Source organism: Metabacillus lacus, from assembly GCF_009674805.1.
In the GTDB taxonomy this organism is placed as follows: Bacteria; Bacillota; Bacilli; order Bacillales; family Bacillaceae; genus Metabacillus_C; species Metabacillus_C lacus.
The window spans coordinates 1-26,391 of the sequence record NZ_WKKI01000046.1 but is presented as its reverse complement, the minus strand read 5'-3'; the positions used below and the strand labels follow the sequence as shown (position 1 = coordinate 26,391).

The following is a 26,391-nucleotide window of genomic DNA, read 5'->3' as shown; positions in this document are numbered from 1 at the left end:
CAAATATAATTCTTTTGTGGCACAAGAATCAAACCAATTTTCATTCCTGGCGGTGACCAGTAGGTCATGTTTGATTCCTCCGTCTATTGCCGGCCGGCTGTTTGGGGTGTAACTCGTAAAAAACTGCCACTGCACGCAGGATTACAGCTTTTATGTAAAGCTCTTAGATGGACAATTAAAAATGAAAAGGACTTACTGCATCAATAAATAGAGCAAAAACAAATGAAGAAATCATTAATATTGCCAGCTGCTTCGGATTTCTGTAAAAAATGGCACATAACACAATAAACATGAAGAATTCTTCTATATAATGTATGTCTAAATAAAACAAGCCTGCTCCCAAAGAGAGACTGAGCATCAGCCCCAGGGGCAATGCCGGCAGAATCAAAGAGAAGGTTCTGCTGTTTTTAGCTCTCCATACGATAACTGCCAACAAAGGAGAGAGTAGTGCTATGCTTCCCCAAAACATAAAATATCCAGTTGGAAATACGCCATACAAATATAAAGTATATAGATAATAGCTTATCAGCATTCCGATAAAGAAAAGGAATGTATGTACTGCGGCTTTCATTTGCGTGTGACTGTATGCAGCTAGAAAAGTAGCAAGAAATATCCAAACCCCTAATCTCGTAAATAGATCTCCAAGGTAACTAAGGAATACCATCCACCAGATGTCATCAAGGACAGAAACAGTATCTAAATATTTGGCGAATAAGCCCAATGCTGCTCCCATGCATAACCACAGACTATAAGGTGCAATGTTGTACTTTATCATTCGTTCACCTCACTAATAAGTATTACATCAATAGAATAATAACATATTTATATACAGCGATTTTCCACTATTTTTTAAACGGTCAAGAAGGATAACCTGCAAGAATACTAGAAATAATCCGTATGAGATATCTACCTATTATGGTTAAAGGAGTTGCTGAATTGGATTTTAGAATTGAAAGGATTGAATATGAATTAAGATTAGCGGGAAGGGGAAAATCTGTTAAAACGAGCAGAGCAGCCAAGGATATTTCTTCACATTGGAGCAGTGCCAAAAAAGACGGATTTATGCAGAAGCTGATTGATATGTCATGGGAGAACCCACAGTGTACGCTGGAAAGCCTGCTTGGAGTATGCGGGGAAAACGCTGCGATTACGGACGAAGAATTCACCTACTTCATGGGAGTCAGATATGATGGAGATCCTCCTTCCCATATGGAAACACTTACTATCCCTCCAAGTACGTGGGCAGTTTTCCCAAAAGTAAGTGATGCTTGGAAGCACCTTTACACAGAATGGCTGCCAGCTTCTGGCTACGAACTGGGAAATACTCCTTGCATTGAATGCTTTTATCCTCCTAAGCATAAACCAAGAAATGAATTATGGGTTCCTGTAGTACAAAAGCAGTAAGGTATTCGCTTACCAAAATAGACTGTTACTGGTTAACGGGATCGTTTTCACGGGGAGAGAACAATAGATAACAAACGAATTGGAGTCATCATTCATATATGAATTGGTACCCTTCTTTTTATTGTTATATAAAGATTTTAATGAATTTTATACACTAACTAACGCATAAATAAGCATACAAATTCGATACTTTGCATAAATTGATACGGTGTTTAAAACCTATGCTAAATGGTTGCGAATTGGAAGTCGATGTGTAAGACCAAATTTAGATAGGAGATAGAGTTTATTACGAAGCGGACTTGTTTATAACGAAAGTTAGAGTTCGAAGAATTGATAGATTGTGAAATACTGTACTTAAACCCCCTTACCTCTTACATGCTAACAGTGCAGATTAGCGAAAGAACAAGAGTTCCTCAATGGTTGTAGTATACTTAAAATAGGAAAGTAAAATTATTTGTAGGCGGTGCAGTTTTATGGACAACAATCTCATTGTAAAAGAATACTGTAATGAGTACCAGGCTCAAGTAGTAGATGTAATTCTTGATATTCAGCAACAAGAGTACAATATTCAGATAACCAAGGAGGACCAGCCCGATTTGTTTTCTATAGAAGAATTTTATCAAACTGGCAATGGTAACTTTTGGGTAGCTATTTGCGATGATAAAGTAGTTGGCACAATCAGTCTTTTAGACATAGGTAACCATCAAATGGCATTAAGAAAAATGTTTGTAGATAAAGAATACAGAGGAGCTAAATTTAAAACTGCGAGTACTTTATTAAATAGTGCCATGAAATGGGCGAGAGAAAAGTCAATTAAAGAAGTGTATCTTGGAACAACACCACAATTTTTAGCCGCTCATAGATTTTACGAAAAAAATAGCTTTACAAGTATAAGTTTGAAAGATTTACCTGAGAATTTTCCGGTGCTGCGGGTAGATAAAAAGTTTTATAAGTATCTGGTGAATTGAAGAAAATAAATTAGATTTTGTTCTTTATTGTTGTACAAATAAGACAAAAAAACGCTCAGAAAAAATCTGGCGTTTTTACTTGTCATTTATATTGATAACTTACTGTTAAAACATATGATAATTAGTTTGTTATTTACATCGTTTTCAAGACTTTTCTCTCCAACAACGTTCCAATAGTAACTGGTTATTTTTAAAAAGCAAATGCATGTCTCACAGTTCATTCCTTACCATTGAAAAGCATTCTTTCCTCCCTGTACAGGTAGGACAAGGTGGCTCCTTTCAGGGTCAATTGTAATTTTTGTTCCGGCTTTTGGCCGCAGTGTATAGTGGTAGTCACTAGAGATCAATACAACCACGAGACGGTCTCCGGCAGCAAAAACATAATCATCCGGCTGCATATCCCATGTAAACGTATATTCACGGTTAGGAGTCAGGCTAACTGACCGGTTTTCATCCTTGATGTTTTGAGGGTCGGACCAGCCTCTTGTCACAATTTCTTCTTTTCCATCACTTCCATATTTTACGAGAAGTGCTGTGAGGTTTGCCGTCGATTTGCTCAAACTGGCACGTATCGTCACCTGAGGTGTACCGCTGAATCTCACTGCTTGTTTTAAAGGCGGCGTGAGATAAGCCAGACGATTTTCAGAGTCGGCTGCAGGATTTTTAATAAGGTTTTCTGCTGTGATCGCTGCATCATCCACAAAGTGCTGCTGTTTTTTATTATTGTTTGGGACAGGCTTCAGGCTGAAGCTGCCGTTCTTGGAAGTTTCCTGTTTAAAATAAAGCTTGGTATCCGCGGCTCCTTTAGCAGGCCAGTTTTCCTCTTTATGCCACGTTCTGTCTTCGCGTTGAATGTCAACGGCTGGCTGATCCATCACATCATTTTGAATGTCATAAAGCCAGTGATCAAACCATTTGTTCAGGGTTTCCAGCCAGACGTCACGCCTGAAGCTGTATGGGCTTGAATGACCTCCTTGATGAAGCCACAGCTTGCTTGGCACATGATGCTGCTGCAGAGCATTCCACCAGTCTGAAAAATGCTTTGTTTTTACATTCCAATCGTTCAGACCATGCACAACAAATACGCTTGCTTCAATTTTGTCTGCATCCTTGGTGTAATTTCTTTCATCCCAGAAGGAATTATAGTCACCCGTTTGCCTGTCCTGCCCCTTGGTGAGACTCTCAATAACTTTTTGGCAAACTTCAGGATTTTTTCTCGTCAGGACTGCTTCCGCCATATTATCTGCATCTTCGCCCTGATAGCCTCCGGGTGCAATGACAGCTCCGTTTGCCCGGTAATATTCGTACCAGCTGCTGATTGCTGCGACAGGTACAATGGTTTTTAAGCCTTCCACTCCTGTTGCTGCAACGGCATTCGGCAGCGTTCCATTATAAGACACACCAGTCATGCCCACATTTCCTGTGGACCAGTCCGCTCTTACTTTATTTCCGTTAACATCAAAAGCATTCGCTCTACCATTCAGCCAGTCAATGACAGCTTTCGTACCAAGAATTTCATGCTCATCACCTGTTGTGGGACAACCATCTGACAGGCCTGTTCCGACACTTTCTGCTAAAACAACTGCATAGCCGCGCGGCACAAAGTAATCATCGTAATATCCTGACAAATTAGCCTGAGGCACACCTGCTCCTTCCTTATTCTTGCCCTTTTTAGCAACAGAATGAAGTTCCACATCCACATCATAAACAGGTACATTCTTAATTCCCGAACGATAAGGGCTCATTTCATAAATAACTGGAACTTTAAGGCCATTATTTGTTTCTTTCGGACGCATAATATCTGCTCTTACCCTGTCAAGCTTGCCATCGCCGTCACTGTCCGTTTCTGTCTCTACGAACACTCTTTCCACAATAGCATCATTAAATGAAAAGATCGGTTGTGTCATTCCATCTTTCACCGAAATCTGCGGAAATGCTTGAGCAGTCTGTCCAGCTAAAAACTCCCCTCCCCCGCCTCCAGACAGCAAAGGTATCACGATTGCAGTACTCATTAAAACTCTCAAAGCTGATTTCTTCATAACCTGCCTCCTCTATGTATCTATTAGACTTCCATTATAAAGTCTAAATGAGGAGAAATTTGTCAAAATTCCGCTAGTCAAAAGGCTTGTTTTTGGAGTATTCAGACTTTATTTCCCATTCCAATGTCCTGCTAGCTAACAGGGACCAATGATTGAGCCAGCAGCACTGTCAGTTAACAGTGCAGGTGATTTTTACCAAGAATCGAAAGATAAGAAAACTGGCAAAATACTGATAAAGCCATAGCAGCTGCAGAAGTGAAACTTCACAGGCTCTTCTTTATATAGAATGAATATCAACCTCTAAAGAAATTCCATATAAACGAACGATTATCCTTAACCCTTCTTGAAAAAATCACAAATCAAAAAGCCGTACCCAAAAGTAAGGGTACGGACACTCTCTACTGATTCAGCTCTCTGACTGTAATCGGCAGCAGAACTTGCTCAATTTGGCTGCGATGTTTTTCATACTGCTCAGGGAGCATTAATGTTTCTCCCATTGTTTCAGGAGATTCATCATGTGAGAATCCCGGTGGATCTGTTGCAATTTCAAATAGAATTTCACCGTGCTCCCTAAAGTAAATAGCATTAAAGTAATTTCTGTCCTGCACTGGAGTTACATGATAGCCAAAACTTGAAACATGCTTCTGCCAATTCAGTTGATCCTCATCATCGTCTGCCCGCCAAGCAATATGGTGAACAGTTCCGACTCCCATTTGACCGCGGCCAGAGGCTCTTTTTTTCAAATCAATGACATTGCCAATGTCTCCTTTAGCACGGAACCTGATAAATTCTCCTTCTTCTCCGGCTTTCTCAAGTCCCATCACTTCCTCAAGCAATGAAGCTGTCTGCTCAGGCGCAGAGGAGTATAGAGTACTGCCTCCAAAACCTTTTACAGCAGTTTCTGCAGAAATGTCTCCAGACTTCCACGTGTTTTCTCTGCCTTCTGCTCTTTCCACAAGCTCCAGCCTCAGCCCATGCTGATCTTGGAATTGCAAGTAGTTTTCTCCAAATCGCTGCGTTTCCTGATAGGAGATTCCAAATGAAGACAGTCTTTCCCGCCAAAAGTCAAACGAGTTTTCCGGAACAACATAAGCTGTTACCCCGACCTGGCCGTCTCCAATTCTTCCTCTTTGAGCGCCTGACCATGGAAAAAAGGTAATGATCGTACCGGGATCTCCCCCCTCATTTCCAAAATAAAGATGATAGGTTCCGGGATCATCAAAGTTAACTGTCCGTTTTACTAGGCGCAAGCCCAGAATTCCTGCGTAAAAATCTACGTTTTCCTGAGGATCTCCTACAATTGCAGTTATATGGTGAATACCCATTGTTTGTACTGACAATGTGCACACTTCCTTATTGTTTAGTATTTTAATACCTTTTCCCATTATGACATGAATTAAATCTTGATTTCAAGATATTTAACCAGAACACGACTGCTTATAACTATCCAAACGAGTGTCCCTTCGGAAAGTCGTTCCAGACCTGCCTCTGCTTTCACTCTTGGTGTCTTTTTCAGGAAATTCCCAAGCTGATAATAATTAATTTGTTTGGATCTTCCACATTAATAGCAAAAAAATAATTTATTGAGACAGCTGTACAAGCCAATTCAGCCATTATTCATATACAAATAGTAGTTGAAATTTCTCAACTGTATTCCAGTAAGGGAGTGTTCTCATATGAAAAAGAAACATGATAGAGACCGCTATGACCACGGTTTTGGATCTTGTGATGTTGCGGATACCATTAAAGCAGCATGTTACAGCAGATCGCTGCCTCCTTTTGGCGGGTTTCAAAGATTTCCAGTCGCAGATATTCCGGTAGTCCTTGCAGAGGTTATTCTTGAAGCTGATGTAGAAGCTGATATAGATCTTCCTTCAGCAGCAAGAGAGATTAAATCTATTCGAAAGAATGTATATTTGAAGCAAGCTAAAGCTGTTCCTTCTGTTGCCTTTGGCATTGTCAAGCTGTTTATCACAGGAGTTGTTCACAAAAACATACAATACGTTGAAGAATGCAGCGGCTACGTAAAGGACTATAGTGTAGAAGTAGAATTTCAATGTAATCAGCAGGTTCCTCTCTATAACTTTGCTCAAAATCAGAGCAGCCAGAAAAATTCAGTTGCAGAGTACCGCTACCTTGATAAAAAAGGCCATGGAGCTGATCATTCAAAATTCGGCTCATTTCACTATGAATTTTTCAACGAACCTATTGAGGTGAAACTAGTTGGCGCCTATATCAATGAACTTGATCTGGCAAAAGACTACGATAAACACGGCCATTTCCACAGCATTACGGAAAAAATGGAAGTGGTGCTCTTCCTCAAGCTGCTTCAGGTTCAGCAAGTAAATCTAAGACGCCGTTTTTTTGAAAAAGATGCAGCAGAAGAAGGAGACATGGCAGAACTGCAGGAACAAGCTATGCTTCAAGCTCCGGAAGAAGATGACTTGGAAGCTCCAGATCAATCCCTGCATGATCGAATGAAAGCTATTATTAAAAGATTAGAAGATTAGTCACATTCTATTGCTGTAAAGAGATTAAAAGAGCACTGAAAGGACAGTGCTCTTTTAAAAATTGTCTTTATTTAACTTGCATTTCAGCAATAAGATCCTCTAAGCGTTCTTTTTGTGCCATCAGCTCTTCTACTGAAGGTCGATAAGAGCTTGTATTTTGTCTGAATGGGCTGTGTCCGCTTCCAGCAGGCTGAATTAGACGGTTGAGCTGGCCGCTGTTTTGTTCGTACAATCGATACCCTACTGCCCCTACTACTGTTCCAGATACAAATCCCATTATAAAATCTTGATTAATTGCCATTGTCATTTCCTCCTAATCATTTTTACGTACTTTGAAAACTATTAATAGATACTGTAAGACATTTTGTTGCTCTTTAGTACTTCATAGAAGATTTCTATAATGTTAACAGCCCATGTAACCATTGAGATATACAGCATATTACCTGTTCCCAAAGAAACCAGGCTGATAATACCAGTAAGTACATCTGGATGATTGATCTTGTTAGTCCCGTGAGATAGAACTGTATAACCTGTTGCAATCACAGCTATATACTCGAAAGCATCAGGCTTTCTAATAGTAGATTTACGTAAAAAAGCGGCAAACAGCAGGACTCCGCTTACTAAGGAGCGGAAGAGTTCACTTCTGAATCTTGGTTTAAGTTTAACCATTAGGGAATCTAACGGGTCAAACCTCGTTTGCTGAAAAAACAAGGAAACATACCTTAACAAAACATTTCTGGATAATAATTTGTCATCATACTTGATTAGCATAGTACTAATTAAGGGTTCAATTCTTACTTGTTGGATGCCTTTTAAAGACGAAAACATAGCTTCAATTTCCCTATGGGATGTTTTATCATTAAGAGCCGGGATTCGCAAACGAATTCTGCCAGAAATATCATGCAGGATATAGAATCTTGGTTCCACTTCGTTTATCTCCCTTCCATAGTAACGCTGCGCTGTTCAACACTACACCGATTGTAGCAGCATTATGTACTGCAGCCCCCCATACGGGAGTAATCATCCCTAAAGCTCCGAGCAGGATGGCTGCCCCATTTATGAGGAAAGTTGCTATAAAGTTTTGCTTGATTTTAGCCATGGTTAATTTAGATAACCCAACTAATTCCGGTATAATGGCTGGATTATCTGCAGTGATAATAATATCACTTGCCTCTGATGCAATATCCGTACGCTTTGACCCCATCGTTACTCCAATTTGGGCATGTGCCAAAGCTGGAGCATCATTAATTCCATCACCTACCATCATGACTGTATGGCGTTGCCCATATTTCTTTACAAAATCTGCTTTCTCACCTGGAAGTGCTTCAGCATGATACCAATCCAAGCCCAAACGATTTGCAGTTTCCCGTGCAACGACCCTTTTGTCTCCTGTCAGCATGACAATCTCCTGAATCCCTTGTTGCCTTAGATGCTGAACTGTAGTATTCATTCCGCTGCGAATTTTATCAATTATACTGATTGCACCAATCAGTGATGAATTGTAAGCGACGTAAACTGCATGATCTTCTATATCAATTTTATGAAGTAACTGTTCAACATTCACTTTCATTTCCTGCATAAAACGAAGACTGCCGACAAAGATTTGTTTGCCATCTAGATCAGCACCTATACCTTTTCCTATGAATGTGCGAAGCTGCGAATTTTGATCTCTATTTGGAATGATGATTCCACAATCTTTTGCCTTTTTTAAAATTGCATCGGCAATTGGATGAGAAGAATTTTTTTCGGCCACCGCAGCGAATTTCAATACTTGCTCACTTGTAAAGCCATTATATGCCTGCACATCCTGAACAATGGGCAAACCTTCTGTTATTGTACCTGTCTTGTCTAAAATAACCGTTTTTAATTTTGACATGCTCTCAATGTAATTACTGCCTTTTACAATCGCACCTTTCTTTGCGGCTTTTCCAATAGAAGCATAAAGAGCAGTTGCAGTAGATAATTTAATGCCACAGACAAAGTCTATCACCAGCATACTCAAAGCGCGGTTGATGTTTTTTGTAAATAAGAAAGTTAATAATGCCAATCCAAAAGAAACTGGGACCATTTTTTCTGCTACGGCATCGGTCATATTTTGAATAGGAGCTCTTTTTTCCTGTGCATCCTCCAATAGATGAAGAATTCTAGATATGGCTGTATCATCTCCTACCTTCTCTGCCTCTATCGTCAGCTCGCCGCTCTGTAGAATGCTGCCTGCATAGACTTTAAAAGAAGAAGCAACCTGCTTTGCCATATACTCTCCTGTAATGCAGGATTCATCAACCACTCCTGCACCTGCTGTAACCCTGCCATCTACAGGAACTTTTTCTCCAACGTACACTTTAATAAAATCTGATACCATTACCTTTTTGGCTTCTACTTTTTCTTCTTCACCTTTCGGGTTTATGCGCCAGGCATATTGAGTATTTAATTGAAGAACAGAACGAATATAATTCCTGGTTTTCTCTGTCGTATGCTGCGTCAAAAGCTCACTCACTGCAGACATCACCGTTATGACAAGAGCTGAGGCAGGATTTCCGATGTATATAGCAGCTAAAATAGATGAGGCTGTTAGTGTATTCGCATTAGGTTTGTGCTTCTTCAATACATGTAACCCGCCATCCCTAAAAACATCAATCGAGGTAAGTAGAGTAGCTGCTATCGCAGCATTATGAACAATTGGCTCCCACATTTTAAACAAAGGATTACGGCTTACATACCAGCCTGTCAACAGCACCCCGGTGCAAACCACGATACTTAGATATTGTGACCAAGCTTTTTTTTCATTCTTAACTTTAGTCATCAGATACCGTTTAATAAAAAGGGAAATTTTCTTCAGCGAAAGTTTACAGTCATGACTTAAAATCAGACTGCCTGTCACTTCATTATAAATTGCAGAATAGACACCGCTCATCTCACGAAACAGACACTCAATTAAAACCGGTCTCATTGAACTCTTAAGCGTTAAACGACTCCTGCCCGGCAGTCCATGAACTATTTTTACGCTATTTATCATAAGGTCCGTTTTGTTCCTTTCCCCTAATAATGGTGTAGGCCCAATAAAGCAGACTGCCGGAAAAAGCTGGTGCTGTATGAAAACTATGGATACCTTTACCTAACAAAAAAAGGACTAACAAACTATCAAGGTCAGCCAATCCGCTGCTTTGTCTTTTAATGCCCTTGTCAATGATCGTTAAGGATTTTTGCATGGTTCTCGTTATTTTTGCATCTATTTCAAGAATTGCTTCAGATGCCTCTTGAACAATAAATTTCATTAGCTCATCTAATTCTTGTTCACTCATATACGGCAATATAAATTCAATAAGTATGCTCCCGGTAATACTTGAAGCTTTGCATGTAGCTACTATTGGGAGATGATTAATTTTGTGCTGCAGATGAGAGGCTACTTCCTCACTTTTCCAATTGTCACACTGTATTCGTAATCTCCCCGGCATTGCATGAAGAATATTTATTTTTTGGTCACGCAGTTGAGATAATATTTTAGGAGCAAGTAAGGAACCTCCCATACCGATAAGGGTTGAAATCATACTCATCCTTCTTTCTCAGATCCATAATGCTGTTTATAAACATCATCTAGTATAGAGAACCAATTCTCCATTTCCTCTCCTGTGGTTAAGTACGCAGTGTCATAGTTGATTAATAAGCTCCCGGTTTCTTTAGTGAACTTAACCTGATAAATAAAATGTTCTTGATTCATTCGGTCAACCAGAGTAAGAACAAGATCTTTATTTACAATCCAGGTATGTGATTGCAGCCGAATTCGCCCTTGTAAGAAGTGCACAATATTAATATTGTACTGAGACAGCTTTTTTCGTACTTGATTAAGAAATAAAAGCTCGGTTAATTTTCCAAACATTCCTCTTTCACACCAACTTTGTTTAAAATACTTCCTTAAATATATTGAGGAAATGAAAACAATATGACCTACCAACAAAGTAACATCATTGAATTTTCTGAAATTAAAATAACAATACCATAATTTACCTTATTTAAAAACAGGAATTTTATCTCATTTCTCTATTTCTTCCTGCTCCTTGTAAAAGCTGAAAAATTGATATAACTTTATTAAGTGGCTCAGTCTAACACGCCGGCAACCAGCTGCCTGCATACCCCAAAATACTCGCGAATATAGTAATTTACCGTGATGAAAAAAGGTGATTCACCTGCAAGTCCTTCACACACCATTCCTTCTTGTTTGCAAATCAACTTTGCCCGTGCGAGGTGAAAGTCACTTGTCACGATCAGCACGTTCGGCATTTGTATTCCTTCCTCTTCCATCAGCTTTTTGGAAAAAGCTATATTCTCCTGAGTTGATGTGGAGGCTTCTTCATATAAAATGAGTGACTCGTCAATCCCTGCCTCAATGAAATAGCGTCCCATTGCTTTCGCTTCCGTAATGGTTTCACGCGGTCCCTGTCCCCCTGAAACAATGATAGGAGGGTGCTCTCTTCCTTGAAGGTACTGCTGCGCTGCTTCCAGCCTTCCCAGCAGAGTTAAAGAAGGCTGATCTCCATTCAACCCTGCCCCCAGCACAAGAACAAAGTCATAGTCCTGTTCCTTTACCGCCCCTCCTGCCTGAGCTTCGTAGAAAATAAAGCTTTCTACCAGAATGAAAGATAATACAAACAGCAAATAGAGAAGAAACAAAAGAACTGCAGGCCTGCCTTTTCTTTGGTTGCTTACAGCCTGCTTTTTCTTCCACAGCAGCAGTAGCAGAAATAATACAGCAATGTTGGCTGCAATAAAGATTAATCCAAAGCTGATGCCGAAAATGAACAGCATTACTATCATAATAGATAGTAGTACTAGACAAATTTTTTTGTAAGATATCATGTTTTCCTCCTGACTTGCATAATGAAGTGTGTTTCCATTAATAGACGATTTGACGTAAAATAAAGTTGCAGCTTCATGAGACAGGAGGAATACGATGAAAACTGAAAAGGAAAAAATGCTCTCTGGAGAGCTTTATCATCCATGGGATCAGCAGCTCGTGAAAGACCGGGAGAATGCCAGGATTCTGGTGAGAACGTTCAATTCAACAATTGAAACTGATTATGAAAACAGAAATAAGATTCTTAGAAACTTACTGGGTTCTACAGGCGAGCAAATATATATAGAATCTGATTTTCGGTGTGATTACGGCTACAACATACATGCTGCTAATAACTTTTATGCTAATTTCAACTGTGTAATATTAGATGCCGCCGAGGTTATAATTGGAGAAAACTGCATGCTTGCCCCAGGTGTACATATTTATACAGCTACCCACCCCCTTCATCCCGTTGAGCGTAACAAAGGGCCCGAATATGCATTTCCAGTAAAGATTGGAAACAATGTTTGGATTGGCGGAGGAGCCATCATTAATCCCGGTGTCACAATCGGTGATAATGCTGTCATTGCTTCAGGAGCTGTCGTGACTAAAGATGTGCCGGCTAATGTGGTTGTGGGCGGTACTCCTGCAAAGATTTTGAAAGAAATAGAGATGTAGTTAGAATACCTGGGACCGGCATCTTCCAAATGCCGGTTTCTAAAAAAAGAAAGCAGCCATAGCAGCAGCTCATTACATTTCCACTTTCACAAATTTCCTTTTCCCCACCTGCATAACCATGCCGTTTTGAACGGTTACCTCCTGGTGTATGCTGCTTACTTTTCATTGTTTATTTTAATTTTCGCTTACTTATAGAATAGAGGGGGAAATAAGATTTTAATTTTGTTATATTTTTTATTCATTTGCATTACTATCTTTTTATTTGTAGTTCTATGTGCCAAGGGAATAATTTCTTTCATTAAAAAGAAACCTTTTCCCAAAAGAATGTTGATTGCAACGTTATCGGGAGTTATTTTAATTTCTTCAATCTATATTTATGAAGCATATTTTTTCACGTTTGATGAAATCGATAAAGAATTTACGCAAAAAGGTCCTGGTCCTGTAACCTCACCTACCAACGCTTATACAGCTAATGCCTATTACGAACCCTACGGAGGAGCAGCAGGTGGTGTTAATGTTTGGGTTGAAGTTACCTACAACAATGAGGACGATAAGGTTCAAACGGTTTATTATGGGGATGCAAAAAGCACATTTAATATGGATTGGTTAAATGAAGATACTCTTAAAATTCAAAATGATGACCCTGATTATCCTGATTCAGATAGAAGTATCAACTTACGCATTGGTAAAGATATTTATCACGAATTCGGATTGGCTTGTCAGAGTATTTTGATGAAGGACGAATATGAAACTTGCTATCAAAACTAATTCGACATAATAAAATATTCGAGATGTTTGCTAAACAAGCAGACGCTCTATCTTCCGCTAAAGGGGACTTTAATGGAACAATAGTTCATAAAGAAGCAAAAAACCCGGATCCATTTGGATCTGGGTTTTTTACTGTATAAATTTAGTGCTAATTGAGATGGTATTTTAAATGCGATTTCTATAACTGCTTTAAGGTTTTCCCTCCCTGAACGGAACCCCTTACCTTTTTTGGCGCGTGTTTTTTTGTGCAAAAACAGTAGGAGCAGTCAGATGAATGTAGAACTTGAACAACTGCAAGAAGTGAACAGACAGCTGAAATGTACACCCTGGGAGTACAGGAAATACTGCCGGCAGAAGAACTGTAAGACCCTGTAAGTTCATAAATTGAATAATGATTAAATTTTCTGATATTATAACGGTATTAATATACTAATAAATGCTTACAAAAAGGGGCTTAGAACTTGAAAGAAAATAAAAAGAAAAGTAAAAGAAAGGCACTTAAAATCTTACTGATTGTTAGTCTGGTAGTAATTGGTCTTATTGGATATGGAGTATATTGGGCATTTTTCAATATGAATAGATTGCCGACAGGAGAATATCTTACCGAAGAAACATCTCCCGATGGAACTTATACCTTAAAAGCATATCTTACAAATGGAGGAGCCACGACTTCTTATGCTGTACGAGGAGAGTTAGTCTTTAATAATCGTAATGGCAAAACAAAAAATATCTATTGGAATTATCGTGAAGAAACAGCCAATATTGAATGGGAAGGTAATGACACAGTAGTAATTAACGGTCATACACTTAATGTTCCTAAAGAAAAATTCGACTTTAGAAACCAATGAATCTTAATCCCTTACCCCATCCTGTTGAAGGATGTTTATGCACTTCTCAACAATTCAACAGTTATACAATTAGAATTTTGACAAGCAGACATAAGCACATGCTCTACTCGCTTTTCAAATACTAAATCCTTACCTAATTCAAGCCAACAGAACCAATTAAGGTAGTTGTCCAAACGTAACGTTCCTACCCCTTGATAACGCTACAAACACCCTTTCAAGTGATTGTGGAAGTTATTGACGTACTGTATATGATAAATCCCTTTCTTCACATAGTTTCTAGTTTTAATTTGTAACTTGCATGCTATAATAAGAGCAACATCAACAGGAAGAAAGTGGTATATTTGTCTGTTTTCACGGTTAAAGTTCTTTTTGTATCTGTTTTTTTAATGGTTATTCACAGCATAGAAACATTGGCATACGCTGTGAGGCTTTCAGGAGCAAGGGTGAAACTGATTGCCACAGCACTCTCTCTGTTCAGCATGATGGTTATCTTTTCGAGAATGGCGAACATGATGCAGCAGCCTGTTACCGGCAGCCTTCTCGATACAGCAAACAGTGCAAATCCGCTTCTTTTGGTAGAAAAACAGTTTCGCATCCTGATTATGGCTTCAACAGCTGGCACAATTCTTGGAATACTGCTTCTTCCAACATTTACAGCCCTTTTTTCCAGAGGCATCATCCATCTTTCAAAGGAACGGGGATCCATCAAGAAGGTTCTCGCAAAAGCAATGTCAAAGGCTTATTTCAAAAGAGGTCTCTCTCACATTTCTCTCCCTAAACTGTCCTACATAAGAGACTTAGATTTTAAGAATGTTCCGAAAAAGCTCTTTTTGATCAATATGGCTGTTACAGCCGTTTTTACTATTGGCGTGCTGTCTGCACTCTACGCTTCCCTTCTCGCTCCTGAACAGGGTGCCTCAGCAATTATGGCGTCGGGCTTAATTAACGGTGCAGCAACCATTCTGCTTTCTTTTCTTGTAGATCCGAAAATATCCATTCTGGCAGACGATGTTGTGAATGGAAAAGGAAGCTATGCTTCTCTTAAGGGCATTTCAGTCATGATGGTTGGCTCCAGACTGCTTGGCACCCTGCTGGCACAGCTTCTATTTATACCAGGAGCATATTATATCGCCTGGGCTACTAAATATTTGCTCTACTTTCAATAAGCAGTAAGCGATAAATCCGCTGTTCATGCCCTCATCAGTCCAAACATCTTCTATTCATTCTGCGTATCTTGTAAACGTAAGGGATTCCGAATGAAAGAAAAGAGGGTTATGAATTGGTGTTTTATACAACTAAAAATATCAATAACAAATATGTTGAACATGTATCTGCAAGCATAAGAAATTCCAGTTTGTTTCAAACCGCTTCAATCCATATAAAAGGCTATGATATCAGCAGCTCTAAAGAACAGTATGTGGAGGAACTGCTGCGGTTAAATCCAGGAGAAGCTGTCACAAAGAATTATTATGGACATTCAGGAAAGTATTTATTTGAGTTTACAGTAGACGGACATGATAAAAATTCCGTGGAAATTGTTCTGCGGGGGAAAAATGCAGCGGGCGAATGTGTGGCAGAGAATTTGCTGGCGGCAAAGGAAAACATTGCCCATCATCACAATTCCAGCGGACAGGCAAGAAGTACGCTCATTCCTGAAGGAGGAGTACCGGTTACGCTTTCCAGCCTCCCTGTTACAGTGACGCATGGCGGACAGCATGTGCTTTTGGAGGGTACATTTTTTACGCAGATTCTTGTACCGGACGTGGACTCATTCGCTTATGGTGTTCAATACAGCCTGTACAGAGATGGTACCTTTCTGACTACACTTGTTCAAAACAGAGCATACAGCAGGAGAGCTTATACGCCTTATATGTACTATGAACATGCAAAATTGGAATTCAATGATGTTCCTGGAGAACCCGGAGAATATCTTTACACGTTAGCTGCTGTAGAAGTAAGCCGGAATGCTGTAGTATCTGCAGAAGTGGATCACCGGCTGGAAGTTACTTTAAAATACTGACACTGTTAGACCTGCCGGTTCAAAAAGCCGGCAGGTTTTGCAGTACACACTGCTCAACACTCAATAGATTAGAAGTTGGGAGGAATACCTGTTGAATACTCACCCTATAGAAAAGTTAAAAACGCTGGAGGAGTTCTTCTGGATCAACCCTCGCCTTGAAAAAGCGGAAGTAGCTTTTTCATATTCGCCACTGGGCAAAGAGGCAGTGCTGGATGCAGAAAGCCGGCTGAGAAAATTCTCTCCTTACATAGCTGAAATCTTCCCCGAAACGAAAGAGGCCGGCGGAATAATTGAATCCCCTCTTGTTGAGATATCTTCTATGAAGAAAACCCTGGAGAAACTGTACGAAATGAACATCAGGGGAAGCTTGCTGCTGAAACAGGATAACGCACTTCCTATCTCTGGTAGTATCAAGGCAAGAGGCGGTATTTATGAAGTACTGAAATACGCAGAAACACTTGCCATATCTCACGGTTTACTGAAAGCTGGTGATGATTACCTGATTCTTAAGGAAAAGAAATGCCGCGATCTCTTTTCACGCCATTCGATAGTTGTCGGATCTACTGGAAATCTTGGCTTAAGTATCGGCATAATAAGTGCTGCCCTCGGTTTTTCAGCAGTTGTACATATGTCATCTGATGCGAGGCAATGGAAAAAGAGTCTTCTGCGCCGCAAAGGTGTGACTGTGGTTGAACATGAGGGAGATTACAGTATAGCTGTTGAAACGGGCCGCCGGGAGGCTGAGGAGAATGACAGCAGCCATTTTATTGATGATGAGCATTCAGTAGATTTGTTTCTTGGCTATTCCACTGCTGCAGTCAGACTGCAAAAGCAGTTGAAACAAATGAACATTCATGTTGACAGAGATCATCCACTTTTCGTTTATCTTCCCTGCGGAGTCGGAGGCGGACCTGGAGGCGTTGCATTTGGCCTGAAGCTTGCCTTTGGGGATGATGTTCACTGCTTTTTTGCAGAGCCGACCCACTCGCCTTCCATGCTGCTTGGACTTGCCACACAAAAGCACGAAAAAATATCAATTTCAGATATCGGGCTCGACAACATAACAGCTGCTGATGGTCTTGCTGTAGGAAGGCCTTCAGGATTTGTCGGAGAGCTGATGTCACCTTTTTTGGCTGGCTGCTACACCGTTAAAGACTCTACTTTATTCTATCTGCTCAAGCACCTGGCAGACACGGAAAATCTTTACTTGGAGCCTTCAGCTCTTGCAGGTATGGCGGGGCCGGCTAAACTGTTTCGTGATGGGAGTGCCTATTTGAAGGAACATGCTCTTCTGGAAAAGATGGACAATGCAGCTCACATCGTATGGGGCACAGGCGGCAGCATGGTCCCCGAGGAGGAGATGAATATGTATTATCAGCAGGGAGCTTCAGCATATAAATAATAATAATATAGCGGGAAGAAAAGGAGAGGACAAGAATGTTAAACGAATATCAAATTGTTAAGCTGGAAACCGTACACCCTCACTCTGAGAAATTGGCGGGCCTGCTGTGCGATACGGTAAATCAAGGGGCATCGATTGGATTTATTCCTCCGCTGAAGTTTCAATCTGCAAAGGAATATTGGGAATCTCTAAATGACCCAAGCATCCTGATTTGGGGGGCAGAGACAGAAACGGAATTAATCGGAACCATTCAGCTGCAGTTTTGCACAAAAGAAAACGGTCGGCACAGAGCAGAAGTGGCCAAACTGATGGTTCATCCTGACCACCGAAAAAAAGGGATTGCCCGCCGTTTATTGGAAACAGCAGAACGGGCTGCCGCTGAGAATCATATCAGCCTGCTCGTCCTTGACACGCGTGAAGGCGACCCTTCCAACAAACTTTACCTTTCGCACGGCTATCAAAGAGCGGGCAGTATTCCTTTTTTTGCGCAGTCGGCTGAAGGTGACCTGGAAACAACGGTGCTGTATTATAAAGTTTTATAATTTGCAATCTTCTGCAAAACCAGCTCCCGCTAGCTGCAGGAGACTGCTCAGCTTGGTACTCTCTCTATTTGTTTTTGTTCAATATGACTGATGGAATAGTTAACCCTTAAAAAAACCAATCCAAGAATCTTCATCATGTGAAGAGCAGATAGAGTTCCGGGCTTCACTTCTTGTATGACAAATTTTTCAGAAAGCGGCAGCTGAAACAATGATGTTCCGGCGGCCAAATAAATACCAGCATCTCCTTCCCCAGTGCTGCTGAGAATAAGAGCTCCATTTTCCGAATGGAGCCGCAATATTCCGGTCATGGTTGACCATGGCAGCGGCAGAGCTATGTTCATCAGGATTTGCCCCTCTGCCTCATGATAAGAGTAGATTGCGGTAAACACTGTCTCATCATTGACTTTTCTCACCCATGCACGCGGTTTCACTCTTCCGTCTGTTTCAGCATTCACGGCCAATAGTTCTCCTGTCATAACCACGGGATCCGAAGAAAGCGGCAGGTTAATTTGCTGAGTCCTTTTGCTGATCATTTTATATAGAAGTGCAAACGGATAAAACCATACTGCCCACTTAACGGATGCACGCAGATGATAATTTGGCGTTTTTTCATAAAAATCTATAATTGTCTGCGGCAGATTTTTCTCTTTTACAAACAAGCTCATATCATCTACAAGGCCTGAAGCCGGCCCCTCTGTTACAAGCAGTTTTCCTCTTATTTTGCTAACAGGAAAAGTGAATTTCTTACTGCCGGCAGGTGGAAGCAACACCCAGCCTATGACTCCCAGCACACCAAAACCAACACAGTTAAGAAGTCCGTGAAAAATCATCATCGTTCCTATTGAGACAGAAAACAGCTGAAATGCACTGCTTGCTGCATAAGCTAGTGAAAACAGAATGGTGATACAGAGCGAGGTAAACGAAGTTCTGATCAATACAGCCTGAAATTTCGAGGGGAAACGGGTTCTCCATACAAGAAACGCTATACAATAAATAGCTAAAATGTAGATGATGGACGATAGGAACTCCAACAGCGGCCAAAAGGTAATCCCTGCCGCGACCAGCAAAGGGCCTGCCAAGACTAGCGGAACCACTACTGAATAAAGACTGGAAGAATGAATTCTTCCAAAGTAACCAAGAAAAACAGGGAATAAAAACGCGGAATAGTGAAAGTGGATTGCCGTCAGCCAAGTCAGCAAAGAGCTGAAACCGGTATTTATACCTGTTGTATAGGCGAAAAACCATATTCCCCCTACAAAAAGGTAGACCATGCCTGTATCAATTGCAATTTCTCCCCAGTTTGTAAAGCCTCTTTGAAAAAAACGACGCACTCCCTTCCAGGCAACCATGATCGTAAAAAGTAGATAGATAAAGCTAAACAGCACTTCAGCCATTGGGGGTAAGGAAAGATAGAGCAAAAAGACTGAAAGCATAGACAGCATGGAAAGTCCTGTTTCCCAGGCAGTTAATTTGCCGATCAGCAGCAGCATCACCGGAATAAGAATCAGCTGTGCTGCCGTGAGTATCAGCAAATAAGATTGTTGAACAACAGCGCATAATAAGAATAATAAAAGTCCCGTTATGATCAGAGGGTTAAAAAGAATATGCTTTAAATTCGCCTTCATACTTCATCAGCCTTCCCGCAATGATGCTGCTAATATCTACTGAAATTGTAAAAGCGTCCGAAAGTTCATTGTAGCCTTCCTTTACAATGACTTTCCCTTCCAGAACAGCCGGGAGCGAGATTTCCATTCCCCTGATCAGGATTCTCTGCTTTCCTGAAGAAATCTGCAGACTGCCATCTTCCGAGACATCAAAATGCAATTCAGAGTAAAACAATTCCGGTTCACCAAGATAGTCCCGCACGTACTGCCCATAGCTGTCGGCTGTCATACGCGCATGAAAATAACGTTTCGTTCCGGAAAAATCAAAAGTTCTTTTCCAAAGGATTTCTTCTTCCCCAGAAGGCAGTTTTCTGTACGTGTTGGAAATTGAAAATGGAATTCCTGCCCCGCTCTCTGGAAATAAAAAATTTCTCTTCACAAAAAAGGACAACAAGGGTTTAGTCCAAAATGCGCCATTTTCTATTTTCTTCATAACACCAGCTGCTTCAAAAGGAGTTTCAAGGCTGATACGATACCTTTTTTGCAGCTGCGGATGAAGCTGATTGAATTTTTCACCCAGAACTTTTTCGTATATTGTCATATATCTCTCCCCTTTTTCTCCTGCAGCTTCCTGCTGTTGGAAGATCCTTTGATAGAAACCAGCCTATCAGCGATAATATCCACAAACTTGCATTAAATGTGACCGGGTTAAAAGGATGAAAAGCCGCTTGGGGGGCAGCCGTTAGTGCTGCAGCAGTCAAGATTGGAAATGCAGTGATTTGAAGTAAAAACAAATACCTTTTCTTTGGATATAACAGCCAGACAAGAGCAAAGGCAGCCTCAAGCACCCCTGCCAAAATGACCGCCTGCTCTGCTGAGTATCCCGTAAGAGGTGATAGCTTCTCAAGCATCGCGGCTTCTTCCGGATGCCTTGCAAGTATTTTAGGGAAAAGTCCCTGATACAGCCAGACAAAGAAAAACAGCAGCGTGAGAAGCGTGCAGCTGAAAAACCGCAAATACTGAGACCTCGGAAGCTCGCCTTGTTCCAGCCACCTTTTTAATACATCAAAGCTAAGTGCTGTTGCCCAGCCGATAATTGGACGAAAAAGACGATCCAGCAATTTCCCCCCTTGTCCCCAGCGCACCTGATAATCATATTGAGTCAAAAAAACGGTCCCAGTTTCACGCGGCAGGTACCGCCAATATCCTTTTCCTTCTTGAATCAATGACATTTTCTGATCTGTTCCAAAATGCAGTGCTGAAGTTTTGGAACCATCCTCTTTATGATGTGTACCTTTACTGACACCCCAGCCTGCGATGGTAAACCAGGGAAGAATGCTTGTTTTGTATATAAATGACTGCTCTTCATTTTTCCTTTCCAAATATGTAATAGAATGAAAGCGAAGATCCCACTGGCTGTGTTTTTCAGGATCCTGCGACATTTCCCACACTTCGTCAAGCTCTTTGTTGATATGTATTTCTACGTAAACAGGTTTTACTTTCACAATTCTGTCATTCCCCTCAGTTCACTCCTGATGAAGAAACCCAATCATGGTAAACCTTGCCCATTTTTCCATTATCAAGTGAAACTGCAATCGCTGTATTTCCCTCTCCGATCACTCTTTTTGATATCATAGGGCCTGCCCCCCATCAGCAGCTTATCTCTTAACCCTAGTATATCACGGATAGTTGACTGGGAAATATTTCTTCCCCTATAGTAGTTATAATCAGTTAACTTTAAAGAGGGCTATCTTTGCAGAATTGATATATAATAAAAGTTATAAAGAAGAGAAGGAGAACCATCAATGACAGTAAAAAAAGATTTAAAAATTGGCGGAGTTGAAATATCTTGGGACCTGGATTCCGGCAAGGTACTTTTTGAGGGCGGAGATGTCGTCTTCTTTTGGGTATCCGCCATGAAAACTTTCTTTGATACGATTCAGGAGATTTCAGGCAAGGAGGCAACAAATCTAGTACTGGAAACGACTGGCTACCGACAAGGAATTATTGTTGGTTCAGGATTTCGTAACATGAAAAACATTACAACAACCAATGTGGTTGAATTTCTCTCAGAGACGTATGTGCCTGCAGGGTGGGGAAAAGTTGACATAAAGCATATAGATCCCGCTTCAGACACATTTACACTTCATATCAAAGATGACTGGGAATACAAACTAAATCAACTTAGTGAAGAAAAAGCAAGCGGTATATTTGTACCTGCTCATTATGCAGGCGTATTTCATGGTTTGTTTGGCGAGAACTACTGGTATAAGATACTTCAGCATCAAAACGCGGAAAATGATGCGACAATTGTGGAATACTTCCCGTCAACAGTGAACATACAACAAAACATCCATGAACTTGCAAGAAAGCAGGAAGCAGAACAAATACGCCAGCTGGAACAGCTGGTAAGTGATAAAACCAAGATGCTGGAAGATTTGGTGAGAGAGCTTTCTTCTCCAATCATTCCTGTACTGGAAGGAATTCTGGTAGTGCCGTTGATTGGCCGCTATGATGAAGATCGTGCAGAAACTCTTATTTCTAACACACTTGATCAACTTCCAAGCTATAAAGCTAAATATTTGCTCTTGGACCTTACAGGATTAAATACAGATATATCTGAGCATACAGCAGATTTGATTGACAAGCTGGGCTCTGCAGCAAGGCTCCTGGGAACTGAAGTTATACTTGTTGGAATTTCTGCTGAACTGGCGATGATTATCACCAGTACGCTAACCAATTTAAAGAAATATGAATGCCTGCAAACATTGCAGCATGGCATCCATTACGTGCTTGGCAAAAGCGGGAAAACAATCGTATAGTGTTCAAAAATGAAGACGGTATGAAAGAAAATCGCCGATTGCAGCCCCTGTACCGCTAAGGCATTCAGGAGACAATCGGCGATTTTTTTATTCAGCTATCGTGCAGAATATCTGTTTTCCGCTTTATCTTAAAGCCCCTCTGAGTTTCCCCAAAGCACAATCTCCTTTTACTTACCTGTATGAAGCGGAATCTCTTTGACGCCCCTGACAATCATGCCAGGTCTCCATTCCAGTTCCCCTGCATCCACTGCAAGCTGCATGTCCGGGAATGTTTGCAGTAAGCTTCTTAAAGCTATTTCTCCTTCCAGCCTTGCCAGCGGTGCACCCAGACAAAGGTGAATGCCTTTTCCAAAAGCAAGGTGAGGGCTTTTTTCCCTAAGAATGTCAAAGACTTCCGGCTGATCAAATTGCTCCGGATCATGATTGGCAGAGTTAAGCGCAATGGTGATAAGCTCCCCTCTCCTAATTGTTTTCCCTTTAAATTCTATATCTTCATTTGCCCATCGCGATGTACTGAACTCTACCGGTCCGTTGTAGCGGAGAGATTCTTCAATGCTGTTGGAAATGAGCTCAGGTCTCTCTATTAGAAGCTGCAGCTGATCGGGATTTTCAAGGAAGGCAAGCACAGTATTACCTATCAGATTAACCGTTGTTTCATGGCCGGCAATAATCAGAAGCGTCACCAGCCCGAACAATTCTCGCTCCGTCAGTGAATCGCCTTCCTCCTCCGCAAGAACAAGCTGGCTGATTAAGTCTTCACCGGGTTTATTTTTGACTTGCTGAAACCACTCACTGAGATATGAAATAAATTCGTTAATATGCTGGAGAACCTGTTCAGGATTCTCTCCATTGGAGCTATCTATGATTGAGTTGGACCATATCCGGAATTTATCCCTGTCTTCTGCAGGCACTCCAAGAATCTCTGAAATGACGATGATTGGAAGCGGAAAGGCAAAGTCATCAATCAAATTAATAGATTGTTTCCCGGAAGATTCATTCAGAAGCTCACGGGCTATTTCCTCAATTCTGCCTTTCATTCCCATAATCATTTGCGGAGTAAATGCTTTTTGTGCAAGGCCGCGCAGCCGCTTATGTTCTGGAGGATCAGAGAAAAGCATATTGTGCATGAACACACTGCGATATTCCATGTTACCGCCAAAAAGCTTAGATGGATCTTTAATAATCCTGGAATCCTTTAAAAGTTCCACAGCATCTTCATACTTTGTAACCAGCCAGCCGTCCTGCCCATCAGGAAATTTCATTTTACACAATGGCTCCTCTTGACGCAGCCTTTCGTATGCAGGGTAAGGATTGCGGGTAAATTCCTTTGAAAATAGTTTAGTATCTGTATTCACATTCATTCTCCTTTAACCGCCAAATTTTTTTCCTATGCAACTGAAACATTCTTTCTTTACACGCTATAACCCTTCTCTATTCAACAAAAGCAGTCAATAGTACCAGAATATTCAACCTGCCTAATGAACGACTTTTCCCTCTAAAATATTGTTTTTCTACTAAATAATGGTCATTTTCTATTATTAATAAAATAGTCAGAATAGTCCGTTTACTAAATCCTTCCAATCCTTTACGATGAAGTAGTTAGGAATACGGAATTTTCGATGTTCGTATGACTGCCAATTTAATAGAAAGAAGGGCTGCAAATGAAAAAAGGGGTCATCATTTCACTTGTTCTACTGATGGTATTTTCCGGATTCTTTTTCGGGGGCTCATCACAGGCAGCACAAAATTCCCTGGCTGATTTTAAAAAGCAAGGAAAAGTAAAACTGGTTCAAGGGAAAGACAAAAAAGGCGCACCATCCTTTGTGAGCGGAATCCTTTCTGAGAAATATGAGAAAGGAAACGCACAAAATGCTAAGAAATTTCTCGAAAAACATCAAGAGTTTTTTCATATGAAAAATCCAAATGTTAACCTGAAAGAAGTGAAAACGAATAAAGATCAGCTGGGCATGACTCATGTAAGGCTGCAACAGACCAAAAACGGCATTCCTGTAGATAGAAATGAAATCAATGTTCATTTCAATGAGGAGAATGTTGTGACATCTGTAAATGGAAACTATAACACAGAGGTAGATTCTCTGAACATCAACACAGTACCTGCTGTTAATGAAAGCAGCGCAGTTTCAGCAGCAAGAACTGCAGTAAGCGCCCCGCAATCAGTGGAGTTTCAGACTGCCGAGCTTGTGATTTTTCCTCATGAAGAAGATACATATCTCGCTTACCGAGTTAACCTGGAATTCTTCAGCGGTACGCCGGGTAACTGGTATGTATATGTAGATGCAAAAACTGGGAAGGTCATTGAAAAGCACGACGCAATGACAGGCTTTAAGTTCTTCTCTGATGTTCTTTCGGCTGATATTGTAGAGGATAAAGAACCGAAAAATGCTCAGGGACCTAATCCTAAAGCAATTGAAAAGGCAAGTGCATTTAAACCTGCGAAGGGGACAGGCCTTGGAACAACAGGAGCAGTAAAATCATTAAATCTTTCTCACGGAAACATTCCAGGAAGCGGTGAAGGATCTACATTTTACTTAGCAGATCATACGACTCCTGCAATGGACGGCATTTTCACGTATAACATGAAAAATACCAGCAATCAAATCTGGCTGTACTCTAACAAAAACGCGTCCTGGAAAAACACTCTTTATACAGGAGACAGCAGCTCATGGGAAAAAGTAGGCCAGGGACCTGCTGTGGACGCACATGCTAATTCACGGATTGTGTATGACTACTTCCAAAAAAATCACGGCCGTAATTCACTTGATGGCAATGGAATGGCGATTCGTTCCAGAGTTCACTATGGAACAGCGTATAACAACGCATTCTGGAGCAATGGTATCGCAATGATGACATATGGAGACGGTGACGGAAAGCAATTTGTTCCTCTTGCAGCACTTGATGTAACCGCTCATGAAATGGTTCACGGCATTACTCATTATAATGGCGGCCTGCGCTACCGTTTTGAGACAGGAGCGATTAACGAAGCATATTCTGATACGTTTGCAGCCATTGTGGACGACAGCAACTGGGACGTTGGAGAAGATATCATGGGCTCTGACTGGATTGCCAACGGCAGATCTGCACTCCGAAGCAATTCAGATCCCGGCAAATTTCCGACCGGGCAGCAATACTGGAGATACAGCATTGATGGTGAAGGACGCTATCCCGCTCATATGGATGAATACTATTATCTTCCTGCAAACATGGATAATGGCGGAGTCCACATCAATTGTACAATTCTGCAGCACTCCGCTTACCTGGTAGCCGAAAAATACGGCATGGGCCGGAAGGTTGTCGCAGACACATGGTACCGTGCTTATGACTATCTTCATTATGATGCTTCCTTTGCTGAATTCCGTGAAGCCATTCTCCAATCAGCAACTGATTTGTATGGAGAAGGCAGCAAACAGTATAAAGCGTTTATATCTGCTTTTGATGACATTGGACTTTATGAGGGCTGGTCTGTTAATGACAACCCTCGAGCTCCAAGACCATAAGTTGCCTCGAAAACTGCCGAGTATCTTTCGGCAGTTTTTTTTGCTGTTACAGAAGGTTTGTTGTTGTCCTCTGGTGAGCAGCCAACGGAGGGTAATAAAAAGGGTTACTAGGCAAATAGTAGTTTCAATTCTCAATCGAACAGCCAACGTGGGGGAAATTTATAAATGAAATTTTTAAGGATATAGTAGTTGTTATCATGTGTTCAGCAGCCTACAACGGGAAATAAAAAGGTGTTTTAGGTAGTTAGTAGTTTCTATCCTCATTTGAACAGCCTGCGGGGGGAAAATAGACGGAGCTTTTCCGGTTAAATGTAAAAAACAGCTCTTTTTAGGGGAAATAAAGGTAGCTTTTCCGGTTAAACAGATTAAGTCCATATAATTGTGTAAAAAGAAAGAGTCATTTTGTTCCTTCTTGTCAACACTGTTTTCAACGACGATAA

At 40.9% G+C, this 26,391-nt stretch carries 24 protein-coding genes and 2 pseudogenes; 12 read left to right on the top strand and 14 right to left on the bottom strand.

Annotation, left to right across the window (positions count from 1 at the left end; genetic code table 11):
• Window positions 1-175 precede the first annotated feature (175 nt).
• The gene (locus tag GJU40_RS17035) at window positions 176-775 is read right to left on the bottom strand and encodes a hypothetical protein (protein ID WP_246188405.1); all 600 of its coding nucleotides are present in this window, start codon (window positions 773-775) and stop codon (window positions 176-178) included.
• A gap of 46 nt (window positions 776-821) precedes the next feature.
• Here GJU40_RS17035 and GJU40_RS17030 point away from each other — a divergent pair.
• Window positions 822-1,404, top strand: a pseudogene (locus GJU40_RS17030) (GyrI-like domain-containing protein); the annotation flags it as partial.
• A gap of 473 nt (window positions 1,405-1,877) precedes the next feature.
• Window positions 1,878-2,372, top strand: a complete 495-nt coding sequence (locus tag GJU40_RS17025; protein WP_154309274.1) for a GNAT family N-acetyltransferase — start codon at window positions 1,878-1,880, stop codon at window positions 2,370-2,372.
• A gap of 224 nt (window positions 2,373-2,596) precedes the next feature.
• On the opposite strand, the gene GJU40_RS17020 is transcribed toward GJU40_RS17025, so the two are convergent.
• On the bottom strand, window positions 2,597-4,411 hold the full coding sequence (locus GJU40_RS17020; protein ID WP_154309273.1) for a Xaa-Pro dipeptidyl-peptidase: 1,815 nt from the start codon (window positions 4,409-4,411) through the stop codon (window positions 2,597-2,599).
• A 398-nt stretch (window positions 4,412-4,809) separates the two neighbouring features.
• Window positions 4,810-5,751 carry a ring-cleaving dioxygenase gene (locus GJU40_RS17015; protein WP_154309272.1) on the bottom strand — a complete coding sequence of 314 codons (942 nt, stop codon included), beginning with the start codon at window positions 5,749-5,751 and terminating at the stop codon, window positions 4,810-4,812.
• A 336-nt stretch (window positions 5,752-6,087) separates the two neighbouring features.
• On the opposite strand from GJU40_RS17015, the gene GJU40_RS17010 reads away from it, so the two are divergent.
• A complete protein-coding gene (locus GJU40_RS17010; protein WP_154309271.1) occupies window positions 6,088-6,921 on the top strand; it encodes a CsxC family protein in 834 nt (277 codons plus the stop codon).
• Window positions 6,922-6,988: 67 nt separating this feature from the next.
• On the opposite strand, the gene GJU40_RS17005 is transcribed toward GJU40_RS17010, so the two are convergent.
• From GJU40_RS17005 to GJU40_RS16980, 6 genes are all read right to left on the bottom strand, one after another.
• Window positions 6,989-7,222, bottom strand: a complete 234-nt coding sequence (locus GJU40_RS17005) for a hypothetical protein (protein WP_154309270.1) — start codon at window positions 7,220-7,222, stop codon at window positions 6,989-6,991.
• 41 nt (window positions 7,223-7,263) lie between these two features.
• On the bottom strand, window positions 7,264-7,848 hold the full coding sequence (locus tag GJU40_RS17000) for an HMA2 domain-containing protein (protein ID WP_343031594.1): 585 nt from the start codon (window positions 7,846-7,848) through the stop codon (window positions 7,264-7,266).
• A complete protein-coding gene (locus GJU40_RS16995) occupies window positions 7,820-9,937 on the bottom strand; it encodes a heavy metal translocating P-type ATPase (RefSeq protein WP_154309269.1) in 2,118 nt (705 codons plus the stop codon). Before GJU40_RS16995 ends, GJU40_RS17000 begins: the two co-directional genes overlap by 29 nt.
• Window positions 9,927-10,469: an HMA2 domain-containing protein gene (locus tag GJU40_RS16990; RefSeq protein ID WP_154309268.1), complete on the bottom strand. Its 543-nt coding sequence runs from the start codon at window positions 10,467-10,469 to the stop codon at window positions 9,927-9,929. The genes GJU40_RS16995 and GJU40_RS16990 overlap by 11 nt, the downstream gene beginning before the upstream one ends.
• 2 nt (window positions 10,470-10,471) lie before the next feature.
• Window positions 10,472-10,798 (bottom strand): HMA2 domain-containing protein, encoded by a 327-nt coding sequence (locus GJU40_RS16985; RefSeq protein ID WP_154309267.1) that lies wholly within the window; start codon window positions 10,796-10,798, stop codon window positions 10,472-10,474.
• Between the two features lie 218 nt (window positions 10,799-11,016).
• Window positions 11,017-11,775, bottom strand: a complete 759-nt coding sequence (locus GJU40_RS16980; RefSeq protein ID WP_154309266.1) for a YdcF family protein — start codon at window positions 11,773-11,775, stop codon at window positions 11,017-11,019.
• A 94-nt stretch (window positions 11,776-11,869) separates the two neighbouring features.
• Here GJU40_RS16980 and GJU40_RS16975 point away from each other — a divergent pair, with 94 nt between their 5' ends.
• From GJU40_RS16975 to GJU40_RS16965, 3 genes are all read left to right on the top strand, one after another.
• Window positions 11,870-12,430 carry a sugar O-acetyltransferase gene (locus tag GJU40_RS16975; protein ID WP_154309265.1) on the top strand — a complete coding sequence of 187 codons (561 nt, stop codon included), beginning with the start codon at window positions 11,870-11,872 and terminating at the stop codon, window positions 12,428-12,430.
• 324 nt (window positions 12,431-12,754) lie between these two features.
• Complete coding sequence (locus GJU40_RS16970) at window positions 12,755-13,198, top strand: DUF5412 family protein (protein ID WP_246188404.1); 444 nt, start codon at window positions 12,755-12,757, stop codon at window positions 13,196-13,198.
• Between the two features lie 461 nt (window positions 13,199-13,659).
• Complete coding sequence (locus GJU40_RS16965; protein WP_154309263.1) at window positions 13,660-14,046, top strand: DUF5412 domain-containing protein; 387 nt, start codon at window positions 13,660-13,662, stop codon at window positions 14,044-14,046.
• Window positions 14,047-14,081: 35 nt separating this feature from the next.
• Here the strand turns inward: GJU40_RS16965 and GJU40_RS21080 are convergent.
• A pseudogene (locus tag GJU40_RS21080) lies at window positions 14,082-14,318 on the bottom strand (IS1595 family transposase); the annotation flags it as partial.
• 69 nt (window positions 14,319-14,387) lie between these two features.
• On the opposite strand from GJU40_RS21080, the gene GJU40_RS16960 reads away from it, so the two are divergent.
• From GJU40_RS16960 to GJU40_RS16945, 4 genes are all read left to right on the top strand, one after another.
• Window positions 14,388-15,212, top strand: a complete 825-nt coding sequence (locus tag GJU40_RS16960; RefSeq protein ID WP_154309262.1) for a lipid II flippase Amj family protein — start codon at window positions 14,388-14,390, stop codon at window positions 15,210-15,212.
• Window positions 15,213-15,325: 113 nt separating this feature from the next.
• Entirely contained in the window at window positions 15,326-16,066 is a 741-nt protein-coding gene (locus GJU40_RS16955; RefSeq protein ID WP_170289445.1) for a hypothetical protein, read from the top strand.
• Window positions 16,067-16,133: 67 nt separating this feature from the next.
• Window positions 16,134-17,468, top strand: coding sequence for a D-serine ammonia-lyase (gene dsdA / locus GJU40_RS16950; RefSeq protein WP_425481239.1), 1,335 nt, complete (start codon window positions 16,134-16,136; stop codon window positions 17,466-17,468).
• A 35-nt stretch (window positions 17,469-17,503) separates the two neighbouring features.
• Window positions 17,504-18,010, top strand: a complete 507-nt coding sequence (locus GJU40_RS16945; RefSeq protein WP_154309259.1) for a GNAT family N-acetyltransferase — start codon at window positions 17,504-17,506, stop codon at window positions 18,008-18,010.
• A 47-nt stretch (window positions 18,011-18,057) separates the two neighbouring features.
• Here GJU40_RS16945 and GJU40_RS16940 read toward each other — a convergent pair whose 3' ends face one another.
• The 3 genes from GJU40_RS16940 to GJU40_RS16930 are packed head-to-tail and all read right to left on the bottom strand — an operon-like array spanning window position 18,058 to window position 21,119.
• Complete coding sequence (locus GJU40_RS16940) at window positions 18,058-19,635, bottom strand: YndJ family protein (protein ID WP_154309258.1); 1,578 nt, start codon at window positions 19,633-19,635, stop codon at window positions 18,058-18,060.
• Window positions 19,604-20,215 carry a DUF4166 domain-containing protein gene (locus GJU40_RS16935; RefSeq protein WP_154309257.1) on the bottom strand — a complete coding sequence of 204 codons (612 nt, stop codon included), beginning with the start codon at window positions 20,213-20,215 and terminating at the stop codon, window positions 19,604-19,606. Before GJU40_RS16935 ends, GJU40_RS16940 begins: the two co-directional genes overlap by 32 nt.
• Window positions 20,187-21,119, bottom strand: coding sequence for a DoxX-like family protein (locus tag GJU40_RS16930; RefSeq protein WP_343031593.1), 933 nt, complete (start codon window positions 21,117-21,119; stop codon window positions 20,187-20,189). Before GJU40_RS16930 ends, GJU40_RS16935 begins: the two co-directional genes overlap by 29 nt.
• Before the next feature lie 300 nt (window positions 21,120-21,419).
• Here GJU40_RS16930 and GJU40_RS16925 point away from each other — a divergent pair, with 300 nt between their 5' ends.
• On the top strand, window positions 21,420-22,436 hold the full coding sequence (locus GJU40_RS16925; protein ID WP_154309256.1) for an STAS domain-containing protein: 1,017 nt from the start codon (window positions 21,420-21,422) through the stop codon (window positions 22,434-22,436).
• Window positions 22,437-22,603: 167 nt separating this feature from the next.
• Here the strand turns inward: GJU40_RS16925 and GJU40_RS16920 are convergent, their stop codons facing one another.
• Window positions 22,604-23,797 (bottom strand): cytochrome P450 family protein, encoded by a 1,194-nt coding sequence (locus tag GJU40_RS16920; RefSeq protein ID WP_154309255.1) that lies wholly within the window; start codon window positions 23,795-23,797, stop codon window positions 22,604-22,606.
• 300 nt (window positions 23,798-24,097) lie between these two features.
• On the opposite strand from GJU40_RS16920, the gene GJU40_RS16915 reads away from it, so the two are divergent.
• The gene (locus GJU40_RS16915; protein ID WP_154309254.1) at window positions 24,098-25,951 is read left to right on the top strand and encodes a M4 family metallopeptidase; all 1,854 of its coding nucleotides are present in this window, start codon (window positions 24,098-24,100) and stop codon (window positions 25,949-25,951) included.
• Window positions 25,952-26,391: the final 440 nt, after the last annotated feature.